Origin of the sequence: Streptomyces sp. NPDC093591 (assembly GCF_044764885.1) — a bacterium.
GTDB lineage: Bacteria > Actinomycetota > Actinomycetes > Streptomycetales > Streptomycetaceae > Streptomyces.
This window is the reverse complement of the sequence record NZ_JBIWIY010000001.1, coordinates 650,397-670,732: the sequence shown is the minus strand read 5'-3', so window position 1 is coordinate 670,732 and position 20,336 is coordinate 650,397. Positions and strand designations below refer to the sequence as shown.

Genomic DNA, 20,336 nt, shown 5'->3' with positions numbered 1-20,336 from the left:
GCACATCCTTAGGCGCAAGCCGAAACAACAACCGGTTCCAGCGAACGAACGGGCCGCACACACCCGACCGCCTGGCCGCCCCCAAGAAGCGCCTCACCCTGAAACTCGGTGAGCAACTCCGGATCAACCCCCGCCCACGCCAGCGCGGCGGCAGCCACCGGCACCCGCGCCCGATTCGCCCCATCGGCGATCTTCACGGCAACGGCCCGACCGTCCGGCAGGGCGGCAACCTGAACACCCTCGAACCCGTCCTTTGCCAACAGCCCCGGCACGGCCCGCATCAACGCCGCCACATCCCGCCCGGCGCCGGACGCCATCTCGGCGTGCTCACGCATGGCGTCGGCAACCCGGGCCTCGGGCGTTCCCGGCGCTGTGGTAGTGATGCGAGCGGCGGCCCGGGCGAGGCCGTGCAGGGACACCGAGAAGAGAGGAGCCCCGCACCCGTCGATGGTCACCCGCGCGATCCGCTGCCCCGTGAGGTCCTCGACGATCTCGGCGATCGCCTGCTGCAACGGGTGCCCGGGGTCGAGGTAGTCGTCCAGGGACCAGCCGTTGAGCACGCAGGTGTACAACATCGCCGCGTGCTTGCCGGAGCAGTTCTGGGCGAGCCGGGAGGGCGCGCGGCCCTCCCGCACCCAGGTGTCCCGGACGACCGGGTCGAACGGCATGTCCACAACGTTGCGCAGGTGGTCCTCGGTGAGCCCGGCGATGTCGAGGATGCGCCGGGTCCCGGCGAGGTGGCGTTCCTCGCCGGAGTGGCTCGCCGCGGTCAGCGAGAGCAGTTCGCCGTCGAGCGGGAGCCCGGCCCGCACCATGGCGACGGCCTGGACGGGCTTGAGCGCCGAGCGCGGGTAGAAGGCGGCCTCGATGTCACCGAGCTGGAACTGGACCTCGCCGTCGGCGCCGAGGACGACGACGGAGCCGTAGTGGATGCCTTCGGTCATTCCGCCGCGTATGAGGTGGGCGACGGGGGCGTGGAGGGGTTCGCGGACAAGGGGTGCGTCCGCTATGGAACTGCTGTACATCACTGCCTGGTTGTCGTGGGTCGATGAGGGGTCGTCGACCGACACGGTGGTCACGCGTCGGCCTTGGTGGCGGTGCGCGCGGCCCGGCTTCGGATGCCGTACCAGCCCGCGACCAGCGCTGCGACGATCAGCGGCAGGCACAGCACGGTGGTGCGGCCGGCGCCTCCGTCGGCGTACATGAGGACCAGGACGGAGGCGAGGAAGGCCAGCGTCACGAGTTCGGTCCAGGGGGAGCCCGGCAGTCGGTAGCCGGGGCGGGTGAGCTCGCCCTTCTGGGTCTTCTGCCAGAAGAGCAGGTGACAGATCATGATCATGCCCCAGGTGGCGAGGATGCCGATCGCCGCGAAGTTCAGCACGATCTCGAACGCCTCGGCGGGGACGACGAAGTTGAGGCCGACGCCGAGGACGCAGAAGCCGCTGGTGAGCAGGATGCCGCCGTAGGGGACCTTGCTGCGGCTCATCACGGAGGTGAACTTCGGGGCGGAGCCGGACATCGCCATGGAGCGCAGGATGCGGCCGGTGGAGTACAGGCCGGAGTTGAGCGAGGACATGGCCGCGGTCAGCACGACCAGGTTCATGATGCCGCCGGCCGCCGGGATGCCGATGTTGGACAGCACGGTGACGAAGGGGCTCTCGCCCGCCTTGTACGAGGACCAGGGCAGCAGCATCGAGAGCAGGAGCACCGAGCCGACGTAGAACAGTCCGACGCGCCACATGATCGAGTTGATCGCCTTCGGCATGATCTTCTCGGGGTTCTCGGTCTCACCGGCGGCGACGCCGACCAGCTCGACGGAGGCGTAGGCGAAGACGACGCCCTGGACGATGAGCAGCATGGGCAGCAGGCCGTTGGGGAAGATGCCGCCGTGGTCGGTGATCAGGGACGGGCCGGGGGTGGAGCCGTCGACCGGGTGCTGGGTGACCAGCAGGAAGATGCCAATCAGCATGAAGACGACGAGCGCGCCGACCTTGATGATGGCGAACCAGAACTCCAGTTCGCCGAAGATCTTCACCGAGATCAGGTTCACGGTGAGGACGACGGCCAGGGCTATCAGCGCGAGCACCCACTGCGGGATGTCGGAGAACATGCCCCAGTAGTGGGTATACGTGGCCACCGCGGTGATGTCGGCGATGCCGGTGGTCGCCCAGTTCAGGAAGTACATCCAGCCCGCGGTGTACGCGCCCTTCTCCCCCATGAACTCCCGGGCGTACGACACGAAGGCGCCGGAGGACGGGCGGTACAGGACGAGTTCGCCGAGGGCGCGCACGACGAGGAAGGCGAAGATTCCGCAGACCGCGTAGGCGATGAACAGGGACGGGCCGGCGTCGGCGAGCCGGCCGCCTGCGCCGAGGAACAGGCCGGTGCCGATGGCTCCGCCGATGGCGATCATGTTGACGTGCCGGGACTTGAGGGACTTGCTGTAGCCCTCGTCTCCGGCGTCGACGTGACCGGACGATGGGCGCGTCTCTTCTTTGAGGTGCTGCTCGCTCACGCCTCGGGTCCGCCTTCCGTGGTGCTGTCCGTGCGCGCGGGGCGCACGATGTCGGTGAGGGTCGTCTCGACGCGGTCCAGGTGGTGGGCCATGGCGTCGGTCGCGTCGAGTTCGGAACCGTCGATCAGCGCCTCGACGATCGCCCGGTGCTCGCGGTTGGACTGCTCGCGGCGGCCGCCCAGCTCGTTGAGGAAGGCCGACTGACGCGCCAGTGCGTCGCGGATCTCCTCGATGACCCGGCGGAAGACCGGGTTCTGGGCGGCCTCGGCCACGGCCAGGTGGAAGAGGGTGTCCATCGCGACCCACGCGGTGGTGTCCGTCTCCCGTTCCATACGGTCGAGCAGGTGGGCGAGGTGGTCGAGGTTCTCCGGGGTGCGGCGCAGGGCCGCGTACCCGGCGACCGGGATCTCGACGTGCCGGCGCACTTCCAGCAGGTCGCTGGCCGCGTAGTCGCCGAAGGTGGGGTCCTCGACGGCGTTGGCGACGACGAAGGTGCCCTTGCCGGTCTTGGAGACGGTCAGGCCCATGGTCTGCAGGGCCCGCAGGGCCTCGCGCAGGACGGGGCGGCTGACCTCCAGGGTGCGGCAGAGCTCCGCCTCGGAGGGGAGCTTGTCGCCGATGGCGTACTCGCCGCGCTCGATGGCGCTACGGAGGTGCGCCAGTACCGCTTCCATGGCGCTGACGCGCCGCGGAGGCTGTCCGGCTGTCCGGCTGTCTGACAGGTTCACGGGAGAGATACTCCGGGTGGGCCGAGGGTGGTGTCAAGGGAGCCGAAAGAAAGATTCACCGGGTGTGAGGCCTGAAAGCCGGCTTCACACCCGGATCCGTGTCAGCTGTTGAGCACACCCGCGCCCAACAGCCCGAACAGCAGCACTCCGACGACGATCCGGTAGATCACGAAGGCGTTGAACGAGTGCCTGGCGACGAACTTGAGCAGCCAGGCGATGGAGGCATAGGCCACGACGAAGGAGACGGCGGTACCGACGGCCAGCGGCAGCGCGCCCGTGCCGGTCGCGCCGAGGGCGTCCTTCAGCTCGTAGATGCCGGCGCCGGTCAGGGCCGGAATGCCGAGGAAGAAGGAGAGGCGGGTGGCGGCGACCCGGTCCAGGTCGAGCATCAGCGCCGTGGACATGGTGGCGCCGGAGCGCGAGAAGCCCGGGAAGAGCAGGGCGAGGATCTGGGAGCTGCCGACGAGCATCGCGTCCTTGAAGGAGGTGTCGTCCTCCCCGCGCTTGTGCCGCCCCATCTGGTCGGCCGCCCACATCACGCCGCTGCCGACGATCAGCGACCCCGCGACGACCCACAGCGAGGCGAGCGGCCCCTTGATGAGCGGCTTGGCGGCCAGGCCCACGGCGATGATCGGGATCGTCGCGTAGATCACCCACCAGGCGAACTTGTAGTCGTGGTGGTACCGCTCCTCCTTGTCCCGCAGCCCGCGCAGCCACGCGGAGACGATCCGCACGATGTCCTTGAAGAAGTACACGAGCACGGCGGCGATCGCGCCGACCTGGATGACGGCCGAGAACCCGACGACCGCGTCGTCGTCGACGGGGATGCCCATGAGCCCCTCGGCGATCTTCAGATGGCCGGTCGAGGAGACGGGCAGGAACTCGGTCACCCCCTCGACGGCTCCGAGGACGACGGCCTGACCGACGCTGATGGCGCTCATGGGATCCAGTTCCGGGGGTTCGGCGGGACAGTGGCGCGCACTGTCCTACCAGGTGCGGGTGTGGATCCGTGGCATACGACGGCCTGGGCCGGTCGTCGGTACGGGCGGGTCGTCTACGACCACACCGCCTCGGCGATCGAGATCCCCAGGAAGGCCGCGCCGAGGCCGGCGGTCACGCTGCCCACGATGTTGGCGAGGGCGTAGAGCCCCGCCCCGGTCTCGGTCAGCCGAAGCGTCTCGTACGAGAAGGTCGAGTACGTGGTCAGGGCACCGCACAGACCGGTGCCCAGCAGCAGCTGGAGGTGGGAACTCGCGGCGCCGGCGGCCACCGCGCCGGTCAGCAGGCCGAGGATCAGGCAGCCGGTGACGTTGACCGCGAAGGTGCCCCAGGGGAACACCGAGTCGTGCCGGGACTGGACCGCGCGGTCGGTGAGGTAGCGCAGGGGGGCACCGACCATGGCACCCGCGATCACCAGGAGCCAGTTCACGACGACTTCTTACCCTTCGTGTCCGATGTGCGCAGAGTGTCGTCCCGTCCGACGTACCGGATGACCTCGCAGTCGTCGAGGGTCACGAGCCCTTCGGTGACGAGTTCATCGAGCTGCGGCAGGAAGCCGCGTACGTGCTCCACGGTGTCGACGATCACGATGGCGACCGGCAGGTCCTCGCTCAGGGACAGCAGCCGGGAGGTGTGGACCAGTGAGGACGCGCCGAAGCCCTCGATGCCGCGGAAGACGCTGGCGCCCGCGAGTCCGGCCGCGTGGGCGCGGTGCACGATCTCCGCGTAGAGGGGCTTGTGGTGCCAGGTGTCGTTCTCGCCGATGAAGACGGTCAGGCGCAGGGCGCGCCCGGTCAGCCTCGTCATGGCTGCCTCCACTTCAGGACGCGGCGGGTCGTCACCGCCGCGAGCCACACCGCCGTCAGCGCCGCGCCGAGGGTCGCGGCGAGATAGGCCAGGCCGATACGCGGATGGCCGCTGTCCGCCAGCTTCTGGATGTCGACGGCGTACGTCGAGAACGTGGTGAAGCCGCCTAGGACGCCGGTCCCGAAGAAGGGGCGGACGAGGCGGTGTGCGACCCACACGTCGGTGATGATCACCATGAACACGCCGATCACCGCGCAGCCGACGACGTTGGTCCAGAAGGTCGCCCAGGGGAAGCCGCCGGGCTGGGCGGGCCACCACAGGGACCATGCGTAGCGGGCCGTGGCACCGACGGCTCCGCCGAGGGCGACCACCGCGACGATCGGCGCCTGGGTCCGCCAGGCGTGCCGCCGTGGTGGGGGCGCGGGAGCGCGGAGGGTCTCGGTCTCCGGGGCTGTCATGGTCGTACGTCTCCTGCCCGGCCCGCGTCACCGCACCTCGGGTGGTGATCGTGGCCGGTCAACAGGGTACGCCGGGCTCATTTGGGGACGGGCGCCTCGCAGACCGCGATGCCCCGCTCCCACATGCTGCCCAGGATCAGCCGGCCGCCGGTCTCGCACACGCTGGTGACCATGCGGAACCGGGAGTGGCGGCGGGCCAGGTGGTGGACGACCCGGCCGGTGTCGTCGACCGCGAGAACGCCGGTCGTGCCCGTGGGGCGGAAGGGGGCGTGGACGGCGAGGCGGGCGGCGGTACGGCGTACGGCCGGAGCGGTGCGGTGGAGGAGGTCCAGCGGAGGTACGCGCGGGCCGGCCAGCGCCACCCAGGTCGGGCCGTCCGGTGTGCCGCGCCAGAGGTTGTCGGGCATGCCCGGCAGGTTCTCGGCGAAGGGTTCGCCGTGGCCGGCGCGGGGTCCGCTGAGCCAGTAGCGGGTGAGCCGGCGGGCCCCGGTCTCGGCGACGACCAGAAAGGATTCGTCGGCGCTCGCAGCGAGCCCGTTGGCGAACTGCAGCCCTTCCAGCAGCACCTCGGGGGTCTGGCTGCCGGGGGCGAGGCGCAGCAGGCGGCCCGTTCCGGTGTGCTCGACCAGGTCGCCGATCCACTGGTCAATCGGGTGGCGGCGGCTGGAGACGGTGAAGCAGACGCTTCCGTCGGACAGGGCGACCGCGTTGCTGCAGAACCGCAGCCGCTCCCCCGCCACCGAGTCCGCCAGGACGCGCACGACGCCGTCGTCGAGGCCGACCCGCAGCAGCCCGAGCACGGCGTCGCACACCAGCAGATCCCCGTCCGGGAGGAGTTCGAGGCCGAGCGGCCGGCCGCCGGTCTCGGCGAGCACCTCGACGCGGGCCGCCGACGGCTCCGTGAGGCCGTCGACGCGCAGGATGCGGCCGTCCTCGACGCCGGTCAGCACCCGGCCCCGGGCATCGGCGACCACGTCCTCGGGGCCACGGCCGCCGAGCGCGACGTACCGGCGCGGGACGAGCTCGGTGGGACGGTCCATGGAAGCGTTCCCTTCGGTGCCGGACGGCCATCCTGGCAGGCACGCGCCCTGGTGCGGGCCTCACCACGACGGGCGCCCGGGTACCCGGGCCGCGCCGTGTCATCCGCCCCGGCCTGCGTCCTGTATGCCACGGTTTACGTGGTACGTCCGCTGGCCACTCGGTCAGGCGCGCACAACAGGCGAGAGAGGGTGGGTGGTCGTATGTCACGTCCGCCCCGGTGGCGCGCGAAACCCCGCCCCGGTAGAGGGGCCCGTGGCCCACGGCGGTCGCGTTGAACGTCCGGCACTCCTGGCTGCGCACGGCATGGCACCGGCTGGGGCTCGCGGAGCTCTACCGGCGTGGCAAGGAGCTGGAGTTGTTGCACCGCGCCATGGGTTTCGCCGCGCTTGCCCTGGTCACGCTGGCTCCGCTGCTGATCGTGGTGGCGGCCGTGGATCCCCTGGCGCACGGCGGGTTCGCCCTGTGGCTGGTGGACGGCATGGACCTGTCGGGCCGGTCGGCCCGCGCCCTCTCGCAGGTCTTCACTCCGCCGCGCAAGGTGGTCAGTACGACCAGCGTGCTGAGCGTGGCGCTGCTCGCCGTGTTCGGTGTGTCCTTCGCCGCCAGCGTCCAGAACGGCTACGAGCGGATCTGGCGGCTGCCGGCGGGGCCCTGGCACCGGGTGTGGCGGCAGACAGTCTGGCTGATCATGCTCATGGCGTACGTGTACGCGCAGGTGCAGACCCGCACCGTGCTGGAGGGCACGCCCCGCATCCTGCTGAGCATGGCGGTCGGCGTGCTGTTCTTCTGGTGGGGGCCGCACTTCCTGCTCAGCGGTGAGGCGCGCTGGCGAGACCTGCTGCCGGGTGCGCTCGCCACCATGGCGGGGCTGGTGGGGTTGCGCTTGTTCTCGTACCTGGTGTTCACCCCGCTGCTCGTCACCAACGCGATCAGCTACGGCCCGGTCGGAACCGTCCTGGTGGTGGAGTCCTGGCTGGTCGGTGTGGGGTTCGTGGTCTACGGCGGTGCGCTGGTGGGCCGGTTGCTGTGCGAGCGGTTCGAGGACTTCGACCAGCCGGCCCGCACGGCCCCGAAGCGGCGGCGCCGGCGGCGAGGGTCGGCGGCCGACCGTGCCGCGGGCCATACGCAGCCTGGTGTGCCCGAGTAGACGTACGGCCGCCGCCGTGTCCCGGGCTCCTGGACCGTTGTCCGGTACCGAAGGGCAGGGCAACAGGGCGGTTCGGCTCCAAACGCGCCGGGGCCCGGCCGCATGGGTGCGGCCGGGCCCTTGGGCACGGAACTCAGCGGTGGCTGAACCACGCCATCGACGACAGTGCCTTGTCGTCGTAGCCGAACAGGGCCTGGTTCTCCCAGCCGTTGCCGGAGGAGGCGTCGGTCGGGTCCCAGCCGTTGCCGGAGACGGCGGTCCAGGTCGCCTCCCAGTAGAAGACGCCGAGGCCACGGCCGTTCGGGACGGCCTCCACGATGCTGGCGATGTCGTTCATCCAGCGGCGCTGCCCGGCCGTGTTCGCCGGGTAGCCGGAGACCAGTTCGCCGGTGGTGTTGATGATCTCTTCGTGCGCGTCCTCGCTGTCCAGGCGGAACGGGTACGCCGTCTCGGCGACGAAGACCGGCTTGCCGTAGCGGGAGGCCGCGTCGTCCAGGGTGGTCTGGAAGTCGTAGAGCGAGCCGTGCCAGTAGCCGTAGTAGGACAGGCCGATCGCGTCGAACTTCGCGCCGTTGGAGACCGCGCTGTCGAACCACCAACGGGTGCCGGACAGGTCACCGCCCTTGGCGAGGTGCAGGGCGACCGTGGTGGAGGAGTTGACCGCCTTGACCGCGTCGTAGCCCGAGTTGAGCAGGCCGGCCAGCTGCGACCAGTTGCTCGTGGAGCCCTCGTTCCACAGCATGCCACCGTTGATCTCGTTGCCCACCTGGACCATGTCGGCGGTGGTGCCCTGCGCCTTCAACGCGTTCAGCACGTCGTACGTGTGGTTGTACACGTCGGTCTTGAGCTGGCTGTACGAGTGTCCCGCCCAGGCGGCCGGCTTGCTCTGGGCGCCGGGGTCGGCCCAGGTGTCCGAGTAGTGGAAGTCGACCAGCAGCTTCATGCCGGACGCCTTGATGCGCTTGGCCATGGCGAGGACGCGCGTCTTGTTGTTGTAGCCGTCGGCCGGGTTGACCCAGACCTTCAGGCGCGCGTAGTTCATCCCGGCGTTCTTCAGGATGGTGATCCCGTCGCCCGTGGTGCCGGAGGCGGTCTTGTAGACACCGCCCTTGGCCTCGCTCTTGGCGAGCGAGGAGATGTCGGCACCATGGATCGACGTGCCGCCGGTACCGGACGCGAAGGTCAGGTCGTCGACATTGATCCAGTTGCCCGCGTTCGCGTCACTGTTGATGCTGATGGTGCACTGGTTGTTGGTCACACTGACCGGCACGACGATACGGATCCACCCGCTCGCCGAGACCGGCAGGTCGGTGCGCTGTTCCGTGCCGCCGCAGTTCTTCAGCGCTATGTAGGCCGAGTTCTGGCCGCCGCCGGAGCGGACCCAGGCGGTGAGCTTGTAGTTCCCGTTGGTCAGCCCGGACAGGTACTGGTACGTCTCCACCTTGTAGGCGGAGGACGCGTAGTGGCTCAGGCGGTAACTCCCGCCGTGGCCGCCGGCCTCGGTGAAGGAGGCGGAGTTCTGGCCGGCCGCCGAGTACGTGGACCAGCCGGCCGGGGTGGCCGTGCCGGTGCCGTCGGACTCGAAGCCGCCGTTGGTGAGCGTGCTGGCCGCTGAGGCGGTCTGCGCGGGCAGGGCGGTGAGGGCGAGGCCGGCTGCGAGCGGCAGCAGCAGGACTCGGAGGGTGCGTCTGGGATGGAACATCTTCGTCCGTCGTCCCTTCGACGTAAGTGGGGTTGGGGTGTCCCTCACCGGGACGGTGAGGAGCCCCTCCACCCGCGGCTCGTGGCACGCGCGGGCGGAGGGGAGTTCGGCTCAGCCGTCGAGTCGTACGACCCGCACGGCTCCCGCGGGGACCTCCAGGCGGCCCGCGGCGCGTTCACCGGTCAGCAGCTCGGTACCGGGTGCCTCCAGCGGCACCTTGGCGTCCGACGCGGTGTGGTTGACGGCGAACAGGTAGCTGCCCGACTCGCCGGAGCGGCGCACGACCTCGACGTCGCGGGGCAGGTCGACACGCGGCGCGACCTGCGCGTCCTCGATCGCCCAGCCGAGCAGCGCGTCAAGGCCCTCGGCGCCCAGGCGGGTGGAGACGTACCAGGCGGTGCCCTCGCCGAGGCGGTGCCGGGTGACGGCCGGGTGGCCGGCGGTCAGGCCGTCGGCGTACGTCCAGACGGTCTCGGCACCGCGCGGGACGACGAACTCGGTCCACACATCGCCGCTGAGCTCGGAGCCGTCCGGGCCGGTGATGCGCACCAGCTGGTCCTGGAGCAGCGGCGAGAACTCCTCGACCGTCAGGCCGAGGACGTCCCGCAGCGGGCCGGGGTAGGCGCCCTCGTGCACGGCGTCGTGCTCGTCGACGATGCCCGAGAAGTACGACACGACGAGGGTGCCGCCGTTCTCGACGTAGCGGCGCAGGTTGCGGCCGGCCGCCTCCGTCATCAGGTACAGCGCGGGTACGACGACAAGGGGATAGGCCGACAAGTCGGCTTCCGGGTGGGCGAAGTCGACCGTGAGGTGGCGGTCGTAGAGGACCTCGTAGAAGGCGTCGGCGCGCTCGCGCGCGTCGTGGTCCTCGCTGGGGCGCCAGTCGAGGTTCTGCGCCCACCACGAGTGCCAGTCCCACAGCATCGCGACGTCGGCCTGGGTGCGGGTCCCGCGCACCGTGCTCAACGAGTCCAGGGCGGCGCCGAGTTCGACGACCTCGCGCCACACGCGTGTGTCCGTGCCGCCGTGCGGGAGCATCGACGAATGGAACTTCTCGGCGCCGCGCCGGGACTGGCGCCACTGGAAGAACATCGCGCCCTCGGAGCCGCGCGCGACGTGACCGAGGGAGTTGCGGGCCATCTCGCCGGGGGCCTTGGCGGGGTTGCGGGGCTGCCAGTTGACGCCCGAGGTGGAGTGTTCCAGGAGGATCCAGGGCGCTCCCCCGGCGACCGAGCGGGTGATGTCGGCGGCCATCGCGAGGTTGACGTGGGTGCGGCGGCCGTCGGTGATCAGGTAGTGGTCGTTGGTGACGATGTCGACCTCACGGCCCCAGGCCCAGTAGTCGAGGGAGTCGCACTGACTGAGGGCCGTCATGAAGTTGGTCGTGACCGGCAGGCCCGGCGCGAGACGGTGCAGGATGTCCCGCTCCATACGGAAGTTCTCGCGCAGAGTGGCGTCGGCGAACCGCTTGTAGTCCAGCGCCTGGGCCGGGTTGACGGCCGTGGGCGTCGCGCGCGGCGGGTTGATCTGCCCGAAGTCGGTGTAGCGCTGGCCCCAGAAGGCAGTGCCCCAGGCCTCGTTGACCGCGTCGACCGTCTCGTACGTCGCCGCCAGCCAGCGCCGGAAGTGTGCGGCGCAGGAGTCGCAGTAGCAGGCCGAGACGGGGACGCCGTACTCGTTGTGCACATGCCACATGGCGAGCGCCGGGTGGTCGCCGTAGCGTTCGGCGAGCCGGGTGGTGATGTTCGCGGCCGCCGCGCGGTAGTCGGCGTTGCTGTGACAGATGGCGGCGCGCGAGCCGAACTCGTAGCGCACGCCCTCCTCCGTCACCGGCAGGGCGTCGGGGTGGGCGCGGTAGAACCACACCGGCGGGCAGACGGTGGGGGTGCCCAGGTCGACGCGGATGCCGTTCTCGTGCAGCAGGTCGAGCAGGCGGTCCATCCAGCCGAAGTCGTACACCCCGGGTGAGGGCTCCAGCAGCGCCCAGGAGAAGATGCCGACACTCACCATCGTGACGCCGGCCTCCCGCATCAGCCGGACGTCCTCGCGCCAGACGTTTTCCGGCCACTGCTCGGGGTTGTAGTCCCCACCGAAGGCGAGCCCGGTGAGGCCCCTGGGGGTGGTCTCCGGCATGGATGTCTCCCGTTTTGTTCGATCATTTGGGAACGTGCACACACTGGATCAGCGCTGCGAGCCCAACATAACCGCACAGCAACAACCATTGACAAGTGTCCGGGATGTTTCTCTACTGTGAACGCTCACAGACGCATGGCGGGCCTTCGCAGCAGGCGGCGGCCCCAGGTCAGGGGAGAGATCCATGCCCATCACGAAGCGCAGGCGGCTCTTTTTCAGAAGTGCAGCCACCACCGTCGCCGTCGCCCTCGGCGCCACCGCACTCGCCGCTTGCGGCTCGTCGGACTCCGACAGCGAGGCCGAATCCGGCCCCGTCTCGCTGACGTACTGGACCTGGACGCCCGGCATGGACAAGGTCGTCGACCTGTGGAACAAGGGCCAGGGCAAGAAGGACCAGATCACGGTCACGGTGAAGAAGCAGGCGTCCGGCGACACGCTGGTCACCAAGATCCTCACCGCGCACAAGGCGGGCAAGGCCCCGGACCTGGTCCAGGCCGAGTACCAGGCGCTGCCGACGCTGGTCAGCAATGACGCGGTCGCGGACATAGCGAGCGAGGTCGGCGACGCCAAGAGCAAGTTCGCCGAGGGTGTGTGGCAGCAGACCACGCTGGGCACGGACGCGGTCTACGCGGTGCCGCAGGACATCGGTCCGATGATGTTCTACTACCGCCAGGATCTCTTCAAGAAGTACGGCCTGACGGTCCCGACCACCTGGGAGCAGTTCGCCGAGACCGCCCGCGCGCTGAAGAAGAAGTCCCCCGACACGGACCTCACCACCTTCTCCGCCAACGACTCCGGCCTCTTCGCGGGCCTCGCCCAGCAGGCCGGCGCCAAGTGGTGGACGACCTCCGGTGACAAGTGGAAGGTCGGCATCGATGACGCCGCCTCCCAGAAGGTCGCCAAGTTCTGGGGCGACCTCGTCAAGGAGGGCGCCATCGACGACCAGCCGATGTACACGCCGGCCTGGAACAAGGCGCTCAACACCGGCAAGCAGATCGCCTGGGTCAGCGCCGTGTGGGCCCCGGGCACCCTGACCACGGCCGCGCCCGACACCAAGGGCAAGTGGGCCATGGCCCCGCTCCCCCAGTGGTCGCAGTCGGAGAACGTCACCGGCAGCTGGGGCGGCTCCTCCACCGCCGTCACCACCGACTCCAAGCACAAGGCGGCCGCCGCGAAGTTCGCCGCCTGGCTGAACACCGACAGCGACGCGCTCAACGCACTGGCCAAGGAGAGCGGCATCTACCCCGCCTCCACCTCAGCCCAGCTCAGCGGCGCCTTCACCACCCCGCCGGACTACTTCTCCAACCAGGCCGACTTCTACACGAAGGCCGCGGAGATCGCCGAGACGACGGCGCCGTCGGCCTGGGGCCCGAACGTGAACGTCGCGTACACGACCTTCAAGGACGCCTTCGGCAAGGCCGCCAAGAACAAGTCGGACTTCACCGCCGCCCTGAAGACCATGCAGGACGACACGGTCGCCGACCTCGAGAAGCAGGGCTTCGAGGTCTCCGAGTGACCAGCACGAACCGGAGGGCGTACGGGGTGAAGGGGGCCCCGTACGCCTTCCTCCTCCCCGCGACGATCCTCTTCCTGCTCTTCTTCGCGCTGCCCATCGGCTACGCGGTCTGGCTCAGCTTCCACAAGGTGAAGGTCTCCGGGCTCGGCCTCGGTTCCGGCGCCCGCAAGGAGGTCTGGGCCGGCCTGGAGAACTACACGGACGCCCTCTCCGACAGCGAGCTGGTCGACGGCGCGCTGCGCGTGCTCGGCTACGGCTGCATCGTGGTGCCGGTGATGCTGGGCCTCGCCCTGCTGTTCGCGCTGATGCTCGACTCCGACAAGGTGCGGCTCGCGCCCTTCACCCGGCTCGCGATCTTCCTGCCGTACGCCATCCCCGGCGTCGTGGCCGCGCTGCTGTGGGGCTTTTTGTACCTGCCGGACGTGAGCCCCTTCTACTTCGCGCTCGACAAGCTGGGTCTGCCGCAGCCGGACCTGCTCGACGGCGGCCCGTTGTACCTCGCCCTGTCGAACATCGCCGTCTGGGGCGGCACCGGCTTCAACATGATCGTCATCTACACCTCGCTGCAGGCGATCCCGGCCGAGGTGTACGAGGCGGCCAAGCTGGACGGTGCCACGCCGCTGCAGATCGCGCTGAAGATCAAGATCCCGATGGTGGCTCCCTCGCTGGTGCTGACCTTCTTCTTCTCGATCATCGCCACGCTCCAGGTGTTCAGCGAGCCGACCACCCTCAAGCCGCTCACCAACTCCGTGTCCACGACCTGGAGTCCGCTGATGAAGGTGTACCAGGACGCCTTCGGCAAGGGCGACATCTACGCGGCGGCAGCCCAGGCCACGATCATCGCCCTGGCGACGCTGCTGCTGTCCTTCGGCTTCCTGCGGGCCGCGAACCGTCGTAACAAGCAGGAGGCAGCGCGATGAGTTCTCTTGCCGTGAGCAAGGCCGACACGGCCGCGGGCGTCACGCCCGGCACCGCCCGGAACCGCCCGCCGCTGCGGCGCCGGATCGCACTGATCCCGACGGTCACGCTGCTGCTCGGCGCCCTCTACTGCCTGCTGCCCGTGGCCTGGGTGGTGATCGCGGCGACCAAGTCCGGCAGTGAGCTGTTCTCCACGTTCACCTTCCTGCCGGGGACCGGCTTCGCCGACAACCTCTCGGACCTGAGCGCCTACCGCGACGGCGTGTACTGGGAGTGGATGGGCAACTCCGCCCTGTACGCCGGTCTCGGCGCACTGCTGTCGACGGTCGTCTCGGCGTTCAGCGGCTACGCGCTGGCGATCTACCGCTTCCCCGGCCGCGAGTCGCTCTTCAACGTGCTGCTGGCGGGTGTGCTGATGCCGCCGGTCATCCTCGCCATTCCGCAGTACCTGCTGCTGGCGAAGGTGGACCTCACGGACTCGTACCTGGGCGTGCTGCTGCCGCAGCTCCTGTCACCGTACGGCGTCTACCTCTCGCGGATCTACGCGGCCGCCGCCGTCCCCGCCGACGTGGTCGAGGCCGGGCGGATGGACGGGGCGAGCGAGTGGCGGATCTTCTCGCGGGTCGCGCTGCCGATGATGATTCCCGGAATGGTGACGGTGTTCCTGTTCCAGTTCGTGGCGATCTGGAACAACTTCCTGCTGCCGTACATCATGCTCAGCGACGACGAGAAGTTCCCGATCACGCTGGGTCTGTTCACGCTCCTCGAACAGGGCGCCAACACGCCGGCGCTGTACACGCTGGTGATCACCGGCGCGTTCCTCGCGGTGATCCCGCTGATCGCGCTCTTCCTGGTGGTCCAGCGGTTCTGGAGCCTGGATCTGCTCTCCGGGGCCGTAAAGTCATGACCATGAGCAACACGGGGGGCCGACGCAGACCGCCGACGATCCACGACGTGGCACGCGAGGCCGGAGTCTCACGGGGCACGGTCTCGCGGGTACTCAACGGCGGGCACTACGTCAGCCCGGCGGCGCAGGAAGCCGTCAACGCCGCGATCCGCAAAACGGGTTACGTCGTCAACCGGCATGCCCGTTCACTGATCACGGGCCGTTCGGACTCGATCGGCTTCCTGCTGACCGAGCCGCAGGAGAGGTTCTTCGAGGACCCCAACTTCAACGTCCTGCTGAGCGGTTGCACCCAGGCGCTCGCGGCGCACGACATCCCGCTGCTGCTGATGCTGGCGGGCACGCGGGACGAACGGCGGCGCATAACGCGGTACATCACGGCCGGTCACGTCGACGGGGTGCTGCTGGTGTCCAGCCACTCCGGGGACCCGGTGGCCGACGAGCTGCGCGAGGCCGGGGTGCCGCTCGTCCAGTGCGGCAAGCCCATGGGGCTCGGCTCCAAGGTGAGTTACGTGGCGGCGGACGACCGGGACGGTGCCCGTGACATGGTGCGCCACCTGCTGTCGCTGGGCCGCCGCCGGATCGGCGTGGTGAGCGGGCCGCTGGACACCCCGGGCGGTGTCGACCGCCTCGCCGGATACAAGGAGGTGCTCACGGAGGCGGGCATCGAGGTCGACGAGCGGCTCATCGTCTCCGGCGACTACAGCCGGGCCAGCGGCGAGGCGGGCACCGAACGGCTGCTGGCTCAGGTCCCGGACCTGGACGCCTTGTTCGTGGCCTCCGACCTGATGGCGCAGGGCGCCCTGACGGCGCTGAACCGGGCCGGCCGCCGGGTTCCCGAGGACGTGTCCGTGGGCGGGTTCGACGACTCCAGCGCGGCGACGGAAGCCACCCCCGCCCTCACGACGGTGCGCCAGCCCTACGACCGCATCAGCGCCGAGATGGTGCGGCTGCTGCTCGCGCAGATCGGCGGTGAGGACCCGGCGGCGGTGATCCTGCCGACGGAGCTGGTGAAGCGGGAGTCGACGTAACGGCGTGCGCGGGCCGCGAGGGCGCGCCGCACGGCGATCCGGCCGCGGGCGCGCCCTCGCCGCGCGACCGGTCAGGAATCGAGAAGCCGCCCGCCGCTCCCCCGCCCTAGCGTGAAACCACCGCCGAAACCGTCGGCGCACACATCACGTCAGGAGTACGCCATGACCGCCGGAGTCAACACGATCATCTACCCCGTCAAGGACCTCGACGGGACGAAGGCCCTGTTCAGGGCGCTGCTGGGCACGGAACCGTATGCGGACGAGCCGTACTACGTCGGCTTCAAGGACGCCGGACAGGACGTCGGCCTCGACCCCAACGGCCACGCGAAGGGCATGACCGGCCCGGTCCCCTACTGGCACGTCGACGACATCCGGACGACCCTCGCGGCCCTGCTGGACGCGGGCGCCGAGACGCTCCAGGACGTCCACGACGTCGGCGGCGGCAGGCTGATCGCCTCCGTGAAGGACGCGGACGGCAATCTCGTGGGGCTGCTCCAGGACCCGACCGGCTGAGAGCCCGCCACCGCCCCCTTGCACGTGCACTAGTTGCATAGTCAATGAATGGCCGATTCGGTGCTACCGTGCCGGTATGGCAGCGAAAACGGCCGACGCAGGGCTCGAGGAACGGTGGCGGGACATCCTGTCGGTGCACGCGCGCACCATGTGCGAGATCGACCGCGCGCTGCACCCGCACGGCCTCGGCGCGAGCGACTTCGAGGTGCTCGACATGCTCGCGTCGGCGGCGCCCGAGGAGGGCGACCAGTGCCGGGTGCAGAACCTCGTCGGGCGGGTCCATCTCAGCCAGAGCGCGCTGTCGCGGCTCATCGGCCGGCTGGAGAAGGACGGTCTGGTGGAGCGTTCCGTCTGCGCGGAGGACCGGCGCGGCGTGTTCGTCGCGCTGACCGGCAAGGGCCGCGACCTGCACGCCGAGGTCCTGCCGCTGCAGCGCGACGTACTGGCCCGGATGCTGGGCGGCTGACACCGGGCGGCGGGATCGTTCCACGCCCGTGCCATGACGAAGGGGATGAGCGGCTTCGGTGCCGCTCATCCCCTTCGCGTCGTCGTCCGGCGCTACGGCCGCGCCAGCAGGGTCCGTACGCCCTCCGACGTCAGGGTCAGCGGGTGTGGGGAGCCGGCGTCTATCGTCAGGGCCAGGTCGTCGGCCGGCCACTGCGAGGCGAGTGCGCCCAGCGGTACCAGGCGGTAGCGGGAGACGAAGGGCAGCAGTTCGGCCATCGCGGGCTCGGAGGTGAACACGGGGACGACCGGTTCGCCGCCCGCCCTCTCGATGACCGGCAGCGCCACGGCGCTGGGGTCGGTGGCGTCCTGCTCGGCGTCGTCCGGGACGGGGACGAGGACGTCGCTGCTCGCGAGTGTGTCCATCGCCGCCCTGTCCTCGGTGTTGTCGGCCAGCGCGTCCAGCGCCCGCCGGGCCGGTGTGGCGGTGTTGTCGTTCGCGGGTGTTTCCATGGCAGATCCCCTGGTAGCGGCGGTCGGGCGGTCCTGCTCGCGTACCCGATCCGGACCGGAGCATTCCTATGCCTGACCAGGGAATCCGCCGGGTGGTCGGGACCCCTGTCTGCCAGGGAGATCTTCTCCCAAGGGATCAAGGGATCGAGGAATCAAGGGATCAACGGAATGTGGTCGGAGGCAAGTCCCAGGCGGTCGCAGCCCACCCGGCGGGCGAGCGGCTCGGCCATGCCGGGGCCGACGTGGGTCCAGTACGTGGCCGCGTCCCGGAAGTAGCGCTGCATCCGCTCGCCGTCGCGCGCGTGCCGGGAACCGGCCGTGCGGAAGAGGGTGCCCTGCAGGACGTCCCAGGTCATGCGGCCGGCGTTGAGGAACATGAGCGCGAGGCGGTTGTCCTCGGCCATGGTGAAGGGGGCGCCGCCGGTGGTGTTGCGGCGGCAGGTCTCCATCCAGTCCTCGGCGGTGCGCCGCAGCGCCGCCTCGGCCGTGTGGATCACGCCGAGGGCCTCACCGAGGTGCCGCTGGTAGTCGTGGAGCTCGGCCCGGGTGCGGTCGGGTTCGAGGACGAGGGGGCGCTCGGCGACGGCACGGGCGTACTCGTCGGCGGCGGCGTACGCGGTGCCGATCATGATGGCGGCCAGCTCGCCGTGGAAGAAGCTGGGCGCCCGCCCGGCGTACATGGGGTTCCCGTGCAGCTCGGAGCCGACGCTGCCGCCCTCGACGGGCAGGTCGAGCAGGCTCGCCTCGCAGGTGAGGTACGCGGGGATGCGGACCTGCTCCATGTGGATGCTGTTGGAGCCGCTGCCGCGCAGTCCCAGGACGCCGTGCCAGTCGTCGAGCACCGTCCACACCGAGCGCGGGGCGACGAACAGCACCGGCGGTCCCGGCGGGGCGCCGGGGTGGTCGGGGGCGCGCAGGGTCTGGCCGACGTAGTGGGTGGAGTAGGGGGCGCCCGAGGAGTAGGGCCAGGTGCCGTCGAGGACGACATGGCCGTCGCCGTCGGGTTGCGCGACGCCGACGGGCGCGACCGTGGACGCGGCACGGAAGTCGCCGTCGGGGCCGAAGATCTCGTCCTGCGCCCTCTCCTCGAAGAGGGTGGCGACCTGCAGGACGTGGGCGGCGGTGAGGGACAGGGCCCAGCCGGTGGAGGGGCAGCCGCGGGCGATCTCGGTGACGACGCGGTAGAAGGTGGGCAGGCCGAACTCGTAGCCGCCGTACCGGCGCGGCTGCAGGATCCGGTAGAAGCCGGCCCGCAGGAAGTCGTCGTGGGTGTCCTTGGGGTAGTGCGTCAGCCGTTCCGTCTCCGGCTGGCGTTCGAGCAGCACGGGCCGCAGGTTCACGGCACGTTCGACGAGGTCGCGTTCGGTCGGGCCGGGCTCGGGAGCGGCGATCACGATGCCTCCTGACGTGGGGGGCCGTCCGTTCGTGCCGTGATGCGTGACGCGATACGAGTGATTGAACACGGCAACCGCCGCGGCGGTACCGACCGGATATCGCCAAGTGCCTGGACCCGGGCGAACAGTCGTAGCCTGAAGAGGTAGGGACAGGCTCCCGCCCTCGTGGGCGCGGGAGGCGGCGATGCGATACGACGACCGCAGGGCGGCCGGGCGGCAGCTGGCCGAGGGGCTTGAGGAGCTGCGCGGCCAGGATGTGGTGGTGCTGGGGCTGCCGCGGGGCGGGGTGCCCGTGGCGGCCGAGGTGGCCCGGCGTCTGGGCGCTCCGCTGGATGTGCTGGTGGTGCGCAAGCTGGGCGTGCCCGAGCAGCCGGAGTGGGGTTTCGGGGCGATCGGCGAGCACGGGGTCCGCGTCCTCAACCAGGACGTGATCGGCGAGGCCGGGCTGGATGCCGACGCGCAGGAGGTGGTCGAGGCGGCCGAGCGGGCCGAGCTGGAACGGCGGGTGCGCAGTTACCGCCAAGGCCGTGACGCGCTGCCGGTCGACGGGCGTACGGCCGTCGTGGTGGACGACGGGCTCGCCACCGGCGCCACGGCCGAGGCCGCCTGCCGGGTCGTACGAGGTCAGGGCGCGGCCCGGGTCGTGCTCGCGGTGCCGGTCGGCCCCGACCACGGCGTGGCCCGGCTGCGGGAGGTGGCCGACGACGTCGTCTGCCCGCAGACGCACCGGATCCTCGGCTCGGTGGGCGCCTGGTACCGGGACTTCGACCAGGTCTCGGACGCCGAGGTCACGTCCCTGATCGCGGACGCCGCCCGGTCCCTGCCCCGCTCCCCCGCCGCGGCCGCTCCCCCGAACCGTGAGGTGCTGATCCCGGCCGCCGGGGCGCAGCTGGGCGCCCGGCTGGTCGTGCCGGACGGGGCGCCGGCCGCCGTGGCGTTCGCGCACGGCAGTGGCAGCGGTCGGCACAGCCCGCGCAACCGGTACGTCGCCACCGCCCTCAACCGGGCGGGCCTGGCCACCTTGTTGCTCGACCTGCTCACCGACGACGAGGCGCTCGACCGGCACAACGTCTTCGACATCCTCCTGCTCGCCCGGCGCCTGCACGCCGCGTCCGTGTGGCTGCGCCGTGAATCCGGCCTGCCCGTCGCCTATTTCGGGGCCAGCACCGGAGCCGCCGCCGCGCTGGAGGCGGCCGCGCTGTCCGGCTCCGAGATCCGCTCGGTCGTCTCCCGCGGCGGCCGTCCCGACCTGGCGACTCCGGCGGCGCTGACCCGTCTTCGGGCGCCGACGCTGCTCATCGTGGGCAGCCTCGACACTCAGGTGCTCAGCCTCAACCGCCTTGCCGCCGACCGGATGCACTGCGAGCACCAGATCGCCGTGGTCCCGGGCGCCACGCACCTCTTCGAGGAACCCGGCACCCTCACCACCGTCGCCGAACTGGCCCGCGACTGGTTCACCGCTCATCTCGACAGGCCGACCGCGGACACACCACCGCGCCGGTCGGCGTGAGGCACTCGCCCGGCCGGGCTCCCGCGGCTTGTTCCGGACGGTCCGGAGGCCTCGGTTCAGCCC

General features: G+C 70.4%; 20 protein-coding genes. 8 read left to right on the top strand and 12 right to left on the bottom strand.

The features are described from left to right. Positions 1-8 precede the first annotated feature (8 nt). The 8 genes from ACIREI_RS02865 to ACIREI_RS02830 form a co-directional block, all read right to left on the bottom strand. Positions 9-1,025 carry an asparaginase gene (locus tag ACIREI_RS02865; protein ID WP_403326881.1) on the bottom strand — a complete coding sequence of 339 codons (1,017 nt, stop codon included), beginning with the start codon at positions 1,023-1,025 and terminating at the stop codon, positions 9-11. Positions 1,026-1,075: 50 nt separating this feature from the next. Beyond that, positions 1,076-2,515: an amino acid permease gene (locus ACIREI_RS02860; RefSeq protein WP_403326670.1), complete on the bottom strand. Its 1,440-nt coding sequence runs from the start codon at positions 2,513-2,515 to the stop codon at positions 1,076-1,078. Continuing rightward, on the bottom strand, positions 2,512-3,189 hold the full coding sequence (locus ACIREI_RS02855) for a FadR/GntR family transcriptional regulator (protein WP_362379672.1): 678 nt from the start codon (positions 3,187-3,189) through the stop codon (positions 2,512-2,514). The genes ACIREI_RS02860 and ACIREI_RS02855 overlap by 4 nt, the downstream gene beginning before the upstream one ends. Before the next feature lie 155 nt (positions 3,190-3,344). Continuing rightward, complete coding sequence (locus ACIREI_RS02850) at positions 3,345-4,184, bottom strand: undecaprenyl-diphosphate phosphatase (RefSeq protein WP_403326668.1); 840 nt, start codon at positions 4,182-4,184, stop codon at positions 3,345-3,347. A 113-nt stretch (positions 4,185-4,297) separates the two neighbouring features. Next, positions 4,298-4,672, bottom strand: a complete 375-nt coding sequence (crcB, locus tag ACIREI_RS02845; protein WP_403326666.1) for a fluoride efflux transporter CrcB — start codon at positions 4,670-4,672, stop codon at positions 4,298-4,300. Further along, positions 4,669-5,049, bottom strand: a complete 381-nt coding sequence (locus tag ACIREI_RS02840; RefSeq protein WP_403326664.1) for a DUF190 domain-containing protein — start codon at positions 5,047-5,049, stop codon at positions 4,669-4,671. The genes crcB (ACIREI_RS02845) and ACIREI_RS02840 overlap by 4 nt, the downstream gene beginning before the upstream one ends. Next, entirely contained in the window at positions 5,046-5,507 is a 462-nt protein-coding gene (crcB, locus tag ACIREI_RS02835) for a fluoride efflux transporter CrcB (protein WP_403326662.1), read from the bottom strand. Before crcB (ACIREI_RS02835) ends, ACIREI_RS02840 begins: the two co-directional genes overlap by 4 nt. Positions 5,508-5,584: 77 nt before the next feature. Then, positions 5,585-6,547, bottom strand: a complete 963-nt coding sequence (locus ACIREI_RS02830) for an SMP-30/gluconolactonase/LRE family protein (protein WP_403326660.1) — start codon at positions 6,545-6,547, stop codon at positions 5,585-5,587. A gap of 371 nt (positions 6,548-6,918) precedes the next feature. On the opposite strand from ACIREI_RS02830, the gene ACIREI_RS02825 reads away from it, so the two are divergent. After that, on the top strand, positions 6,919-7,695 hold the full coding sequence (locus tag ACIREI_RS02825; protein ID WP_403326879.1) for a ribonuclease BN: 777 nt from the start codon (positions 6,919-6,921) through the stop codon (positions 7,693-7,695). 133 nt (positions 7,696-7,828) lie between these two features. Here ACIREI_RS02825 and ACIREI_RS02820 read toward each other — a convergent pair whose 3' ends face one another. Both ACIREI_RS02820 and ACIREI_RS02815 read right to left on the bottom strand, forming a co-directional pair. Then, complete coding sequence (locus ACIREI_RS02820; protein WP_403326658.1) at positions 7,829-9,397, bottom strand: arabinogalactan endo-beta-1,4-galactanase; 1,569 nt, start codon at positions 9,395-9,397, stop codon at positions 7,829-7,831. A 111-nt stretch (positions 9,398-9,508) separates the two neighbouring features. Then, positions 9,509-11,530, bottom strand: a complete 2,022-nt coding sequence (locus ACIREI_RS02815) for a beta-galactosidase (RefSeq protein ID WP_403326656.1) — start codon at positions 11,528-11,530, stop codon at positions 9,509-9,511. Positions 11,531-11,714: 184 nt separating this feature from the next. Between ACIREI_RS02815 and ACIREI_RS02810 the strand changes: the two genes are divergently transcribed. The 6 genes from ACIREI_RS02810 (at position 11,715) to ACIREI_RS02785 (ending at position 16,878) form a co-directional block, all read left to right on the top strand. After that, positions 11,715-13,046, top strand: coding sequence for an ABC transporter substrate-binding protein (locus tag ACIREI_RS02810; protein ID WP_403326654.1), 1,332 nt, complete (start codon positions 11,715-11,717; stop codon positions 13,044-13,046). Then, positions 13,043-13,966, top strand: coding sequence for a carbohydrate ABC transporter permease (locus ACIREI_RS02805; RefSeq protein ID WP_403326652.1), 924 nt, complete (start codon positions 13,043-13,045; stop codon positions 13,964-13,966). The genes ACIREI_RS02810 and ACIREI_RS02805 overlap by 4 nt, the downstream gene beginning before the upstream one ends. Next, the gene (locus ACIREI_RS02800; protein WP_403326651.1) at positions 13,963-14,871 is read left to right on the top strand and encodes a carbohydrate ABC transporter permease; all 909 of its coding nucleotides are present in this window, start codon (positions 13,963-13,965) and stop codon (positions 14,869-14,871) included. The genes ACIREI_RS02805 and ACIREI_RS02800 overlap by 4 nt, the downstream gene beginning before the upstream one ends. Next, positions 14,868-15,899 carry a LacI family DNA-binding transcriptional regulator gene (locus ACIREI_RS02795; RefSeq protein ID WP_403326649.1) on the top strand — a complete coding sequence of 344 codons (1,032 nt, stop codon included), beginning with the start codon at positions 14,868-14,870 and terminating at the stop codon, positions 15,897-15,899. The genes ACIREI_RS02800 and ACIREI_RS02795 overlap by 4 nt, the downstream gene beginning before the upstream one ends. A gap of 162 nt (positions 15,900-16,061) precedes the next feature. Further along, on the top strand, positions 16,062-16,412 hold the full coding sequence (locus tag ACIREI_RS02790; protein WP_403326647.1) for a VOC family protein: 351 nt from the start codon (positions 16,062-16,064) through the stop codon (positions 16,410-16,412). Positions 16,413-16,488: 76 nt separating this feature from the next. Then, complete coding sequence (locus tag ACIREI_RS02785) at positions 16,489-16,878, top strand: MarR family winged helix-turn-helix transcriptional regulator (RefSeq protein WP_403326645.1); 390 nt, start codon at positions 16,489-16,491, stop codon at positions 16,876-16,878. 92 nt (positions 16,879-16,970) lie between these two features. Here the strand turns inward: ACIREI_RS02785 and ACIREI_RS02780 are convergent, their stop codons facing one another. Together ACIREI_RS02780 and ACIREI_RS02775 are read right to left on the bottom strand one after the other, a co-directional pair. Then, positions 16,971-17,369, bottom strand: a complete 399-nt coding sequence (locus ACIREI_RS02780; RefSeq protein ID WP_403326643.1) for an SseB family protein — start codon at positions 17,367-17,369, stop codon at positions 16,971-16,973. A 152-nt stretch (positions 17,370-17,521) separates the two neighbouring features. Then, on the bottom strand, positions 17,522-18,763 hold the full coding sequence (locus ACIREI_RS02775; RefSeq protein WP_403326642.1) for an acyl-CoA dehydrogenase family protein: 1,242 nt from the start codon (positions 18,761-18,763) through the stop codon (positions 17,522-17,524). A 184-nt stretch (positions 18,764-18,947) separates the two neighbouring features. Here ACIREI_RS02775 and ACIREI_RS02770 point away from each other — a divergent pair, with 184 nt between their 5' ends. Further along, positions 18,948-20,273: a phosphoribosyltransferase family protein gene (locus ACIREI_RS02770; protein ID WP_403326640.1), complete on the top strand. Its 1,326-nt coding sequence runs from the start codon at positions 18,948-18,950 to the stop codon at positions 20,271-20,273. The last annotated feature ends 63 nt before the right edge of the window (positions 20,274-20,336 follow it).

Bases quoted from the DNA above. Each gene is read 5' to 3' on its own strand.
- ACIREI_RS02865 (WP_403326881.1), bottom strand. From the start codon at position 1,025: ATGTACAGCAGTTCCATAGCGGACGCACCCCTTGTCCGCGAACCCCTC.
- ACIREI_RS02855 (WP_362379672.1), bottom strand. From the start codon at position 3,189: ATGGAAGCGGTACTGGCGCACCTCCGTAGCGCCATCGAGCGCGGCGAG.
- ACIREI_RS02850 (WP_403326668.1), bottom strand. From the start codon at position 4,184: ATGAGCGCCATCAGCGTCGGTCAGGCCGTCGTCCTCGGAGCCGTCGAG.
- ACIREI_RS02840 (WP_403326664.1), bottom strand. From the start codon at position 5,049: ATGACGAGGCTGACCGGGCGCGCCCTGCGCCTGACCGTCTTCATCGGC.
- crcB (WP_403326662.1), bottom strand. From the start codon at position 5,507: ATGACAGCCCCGGAGACCGAGACCCTCCGCGCTCCCGCGCCCCCACCA.
- ACIREI_RS02830 (WP_403326660.1), bottom strand. From the start codon at position 6,547: ATGGACCGTCCCACCGAGCTCGTCCCGCGCCGGTACGTCGCGCTCGGC.
- ACIREI_RS02825 (WP_403326879.1), top strand. From the start codon at position 6,919: ATGGGTTTCGCCGCGCTTGCCCTGGTCACGCTGGCTCCGCTGCTGATC.
- ACIREI_RS02820 (WP_403326658.1), bottom strand. From the start codon at position 9,397: ATGTTCCATCCCAGACGCACCCTCCGAGTCCTGCTGCTGCCGCTCGCA.
- ACIREI_RS02815 (WP_403326656.1), bottom strand. From the start codon at position 11,530: ATGCCGGAGACCACCCCCAGGGGCCTCACCGGGCTCGCCTTCGGTGGG.
- ACIREI_RS02810 (WP_403326654.1), top strand. From the start codon at position 11,715: ATGCCCATCACGAAGCGCAGGCGGCTCTTTTTCAGAAGTGCAGCCACC.
- ACIREI_RS02800 (WP_403326651.1), top strand. From the start codon at position 13,963: ATGAGTTCTCTTGCCGTGAGCAAGGCCGACACGGCCGCGGGCGTCACG.
- ACIREI_RS02795 (WP_403326649.1), top strand. From the start codon at position 14,868: ATGACCATGAGCAACACGGGGGGCCGACGCAGACCGCCGACGATCCAC.
- ACIREI_RS02790 (WP_403326647.1), top strand. From the start codon at position 16,062: ATGACCGCCGGAGTCAACACGATCATCTACCCCGTCAAGGACCTCGAC.
- ACIREI_RS02785 (WP_403326645.1), top strand. From the start codon at position 16,489: ATGGCAGCGAAAACGGCCGACGCAGGGCTCGAGGAACGGTGGCGGGAC.
- ACIREI_RS02780 (WP_403326643.1), bottom strand. From the start codon at position 17,369: ATGGAAACACCCGCGAACGACAACACCGCCACACCGGCCCGGCGGGCG.
- ACIREI_RS02770 (WP_403326640.1), top strand. From the start codon at position 18,948: ATGCGATACGACGACCGCAGGGCGGCCGGGCGGCAGCTGGCCGAGGGG.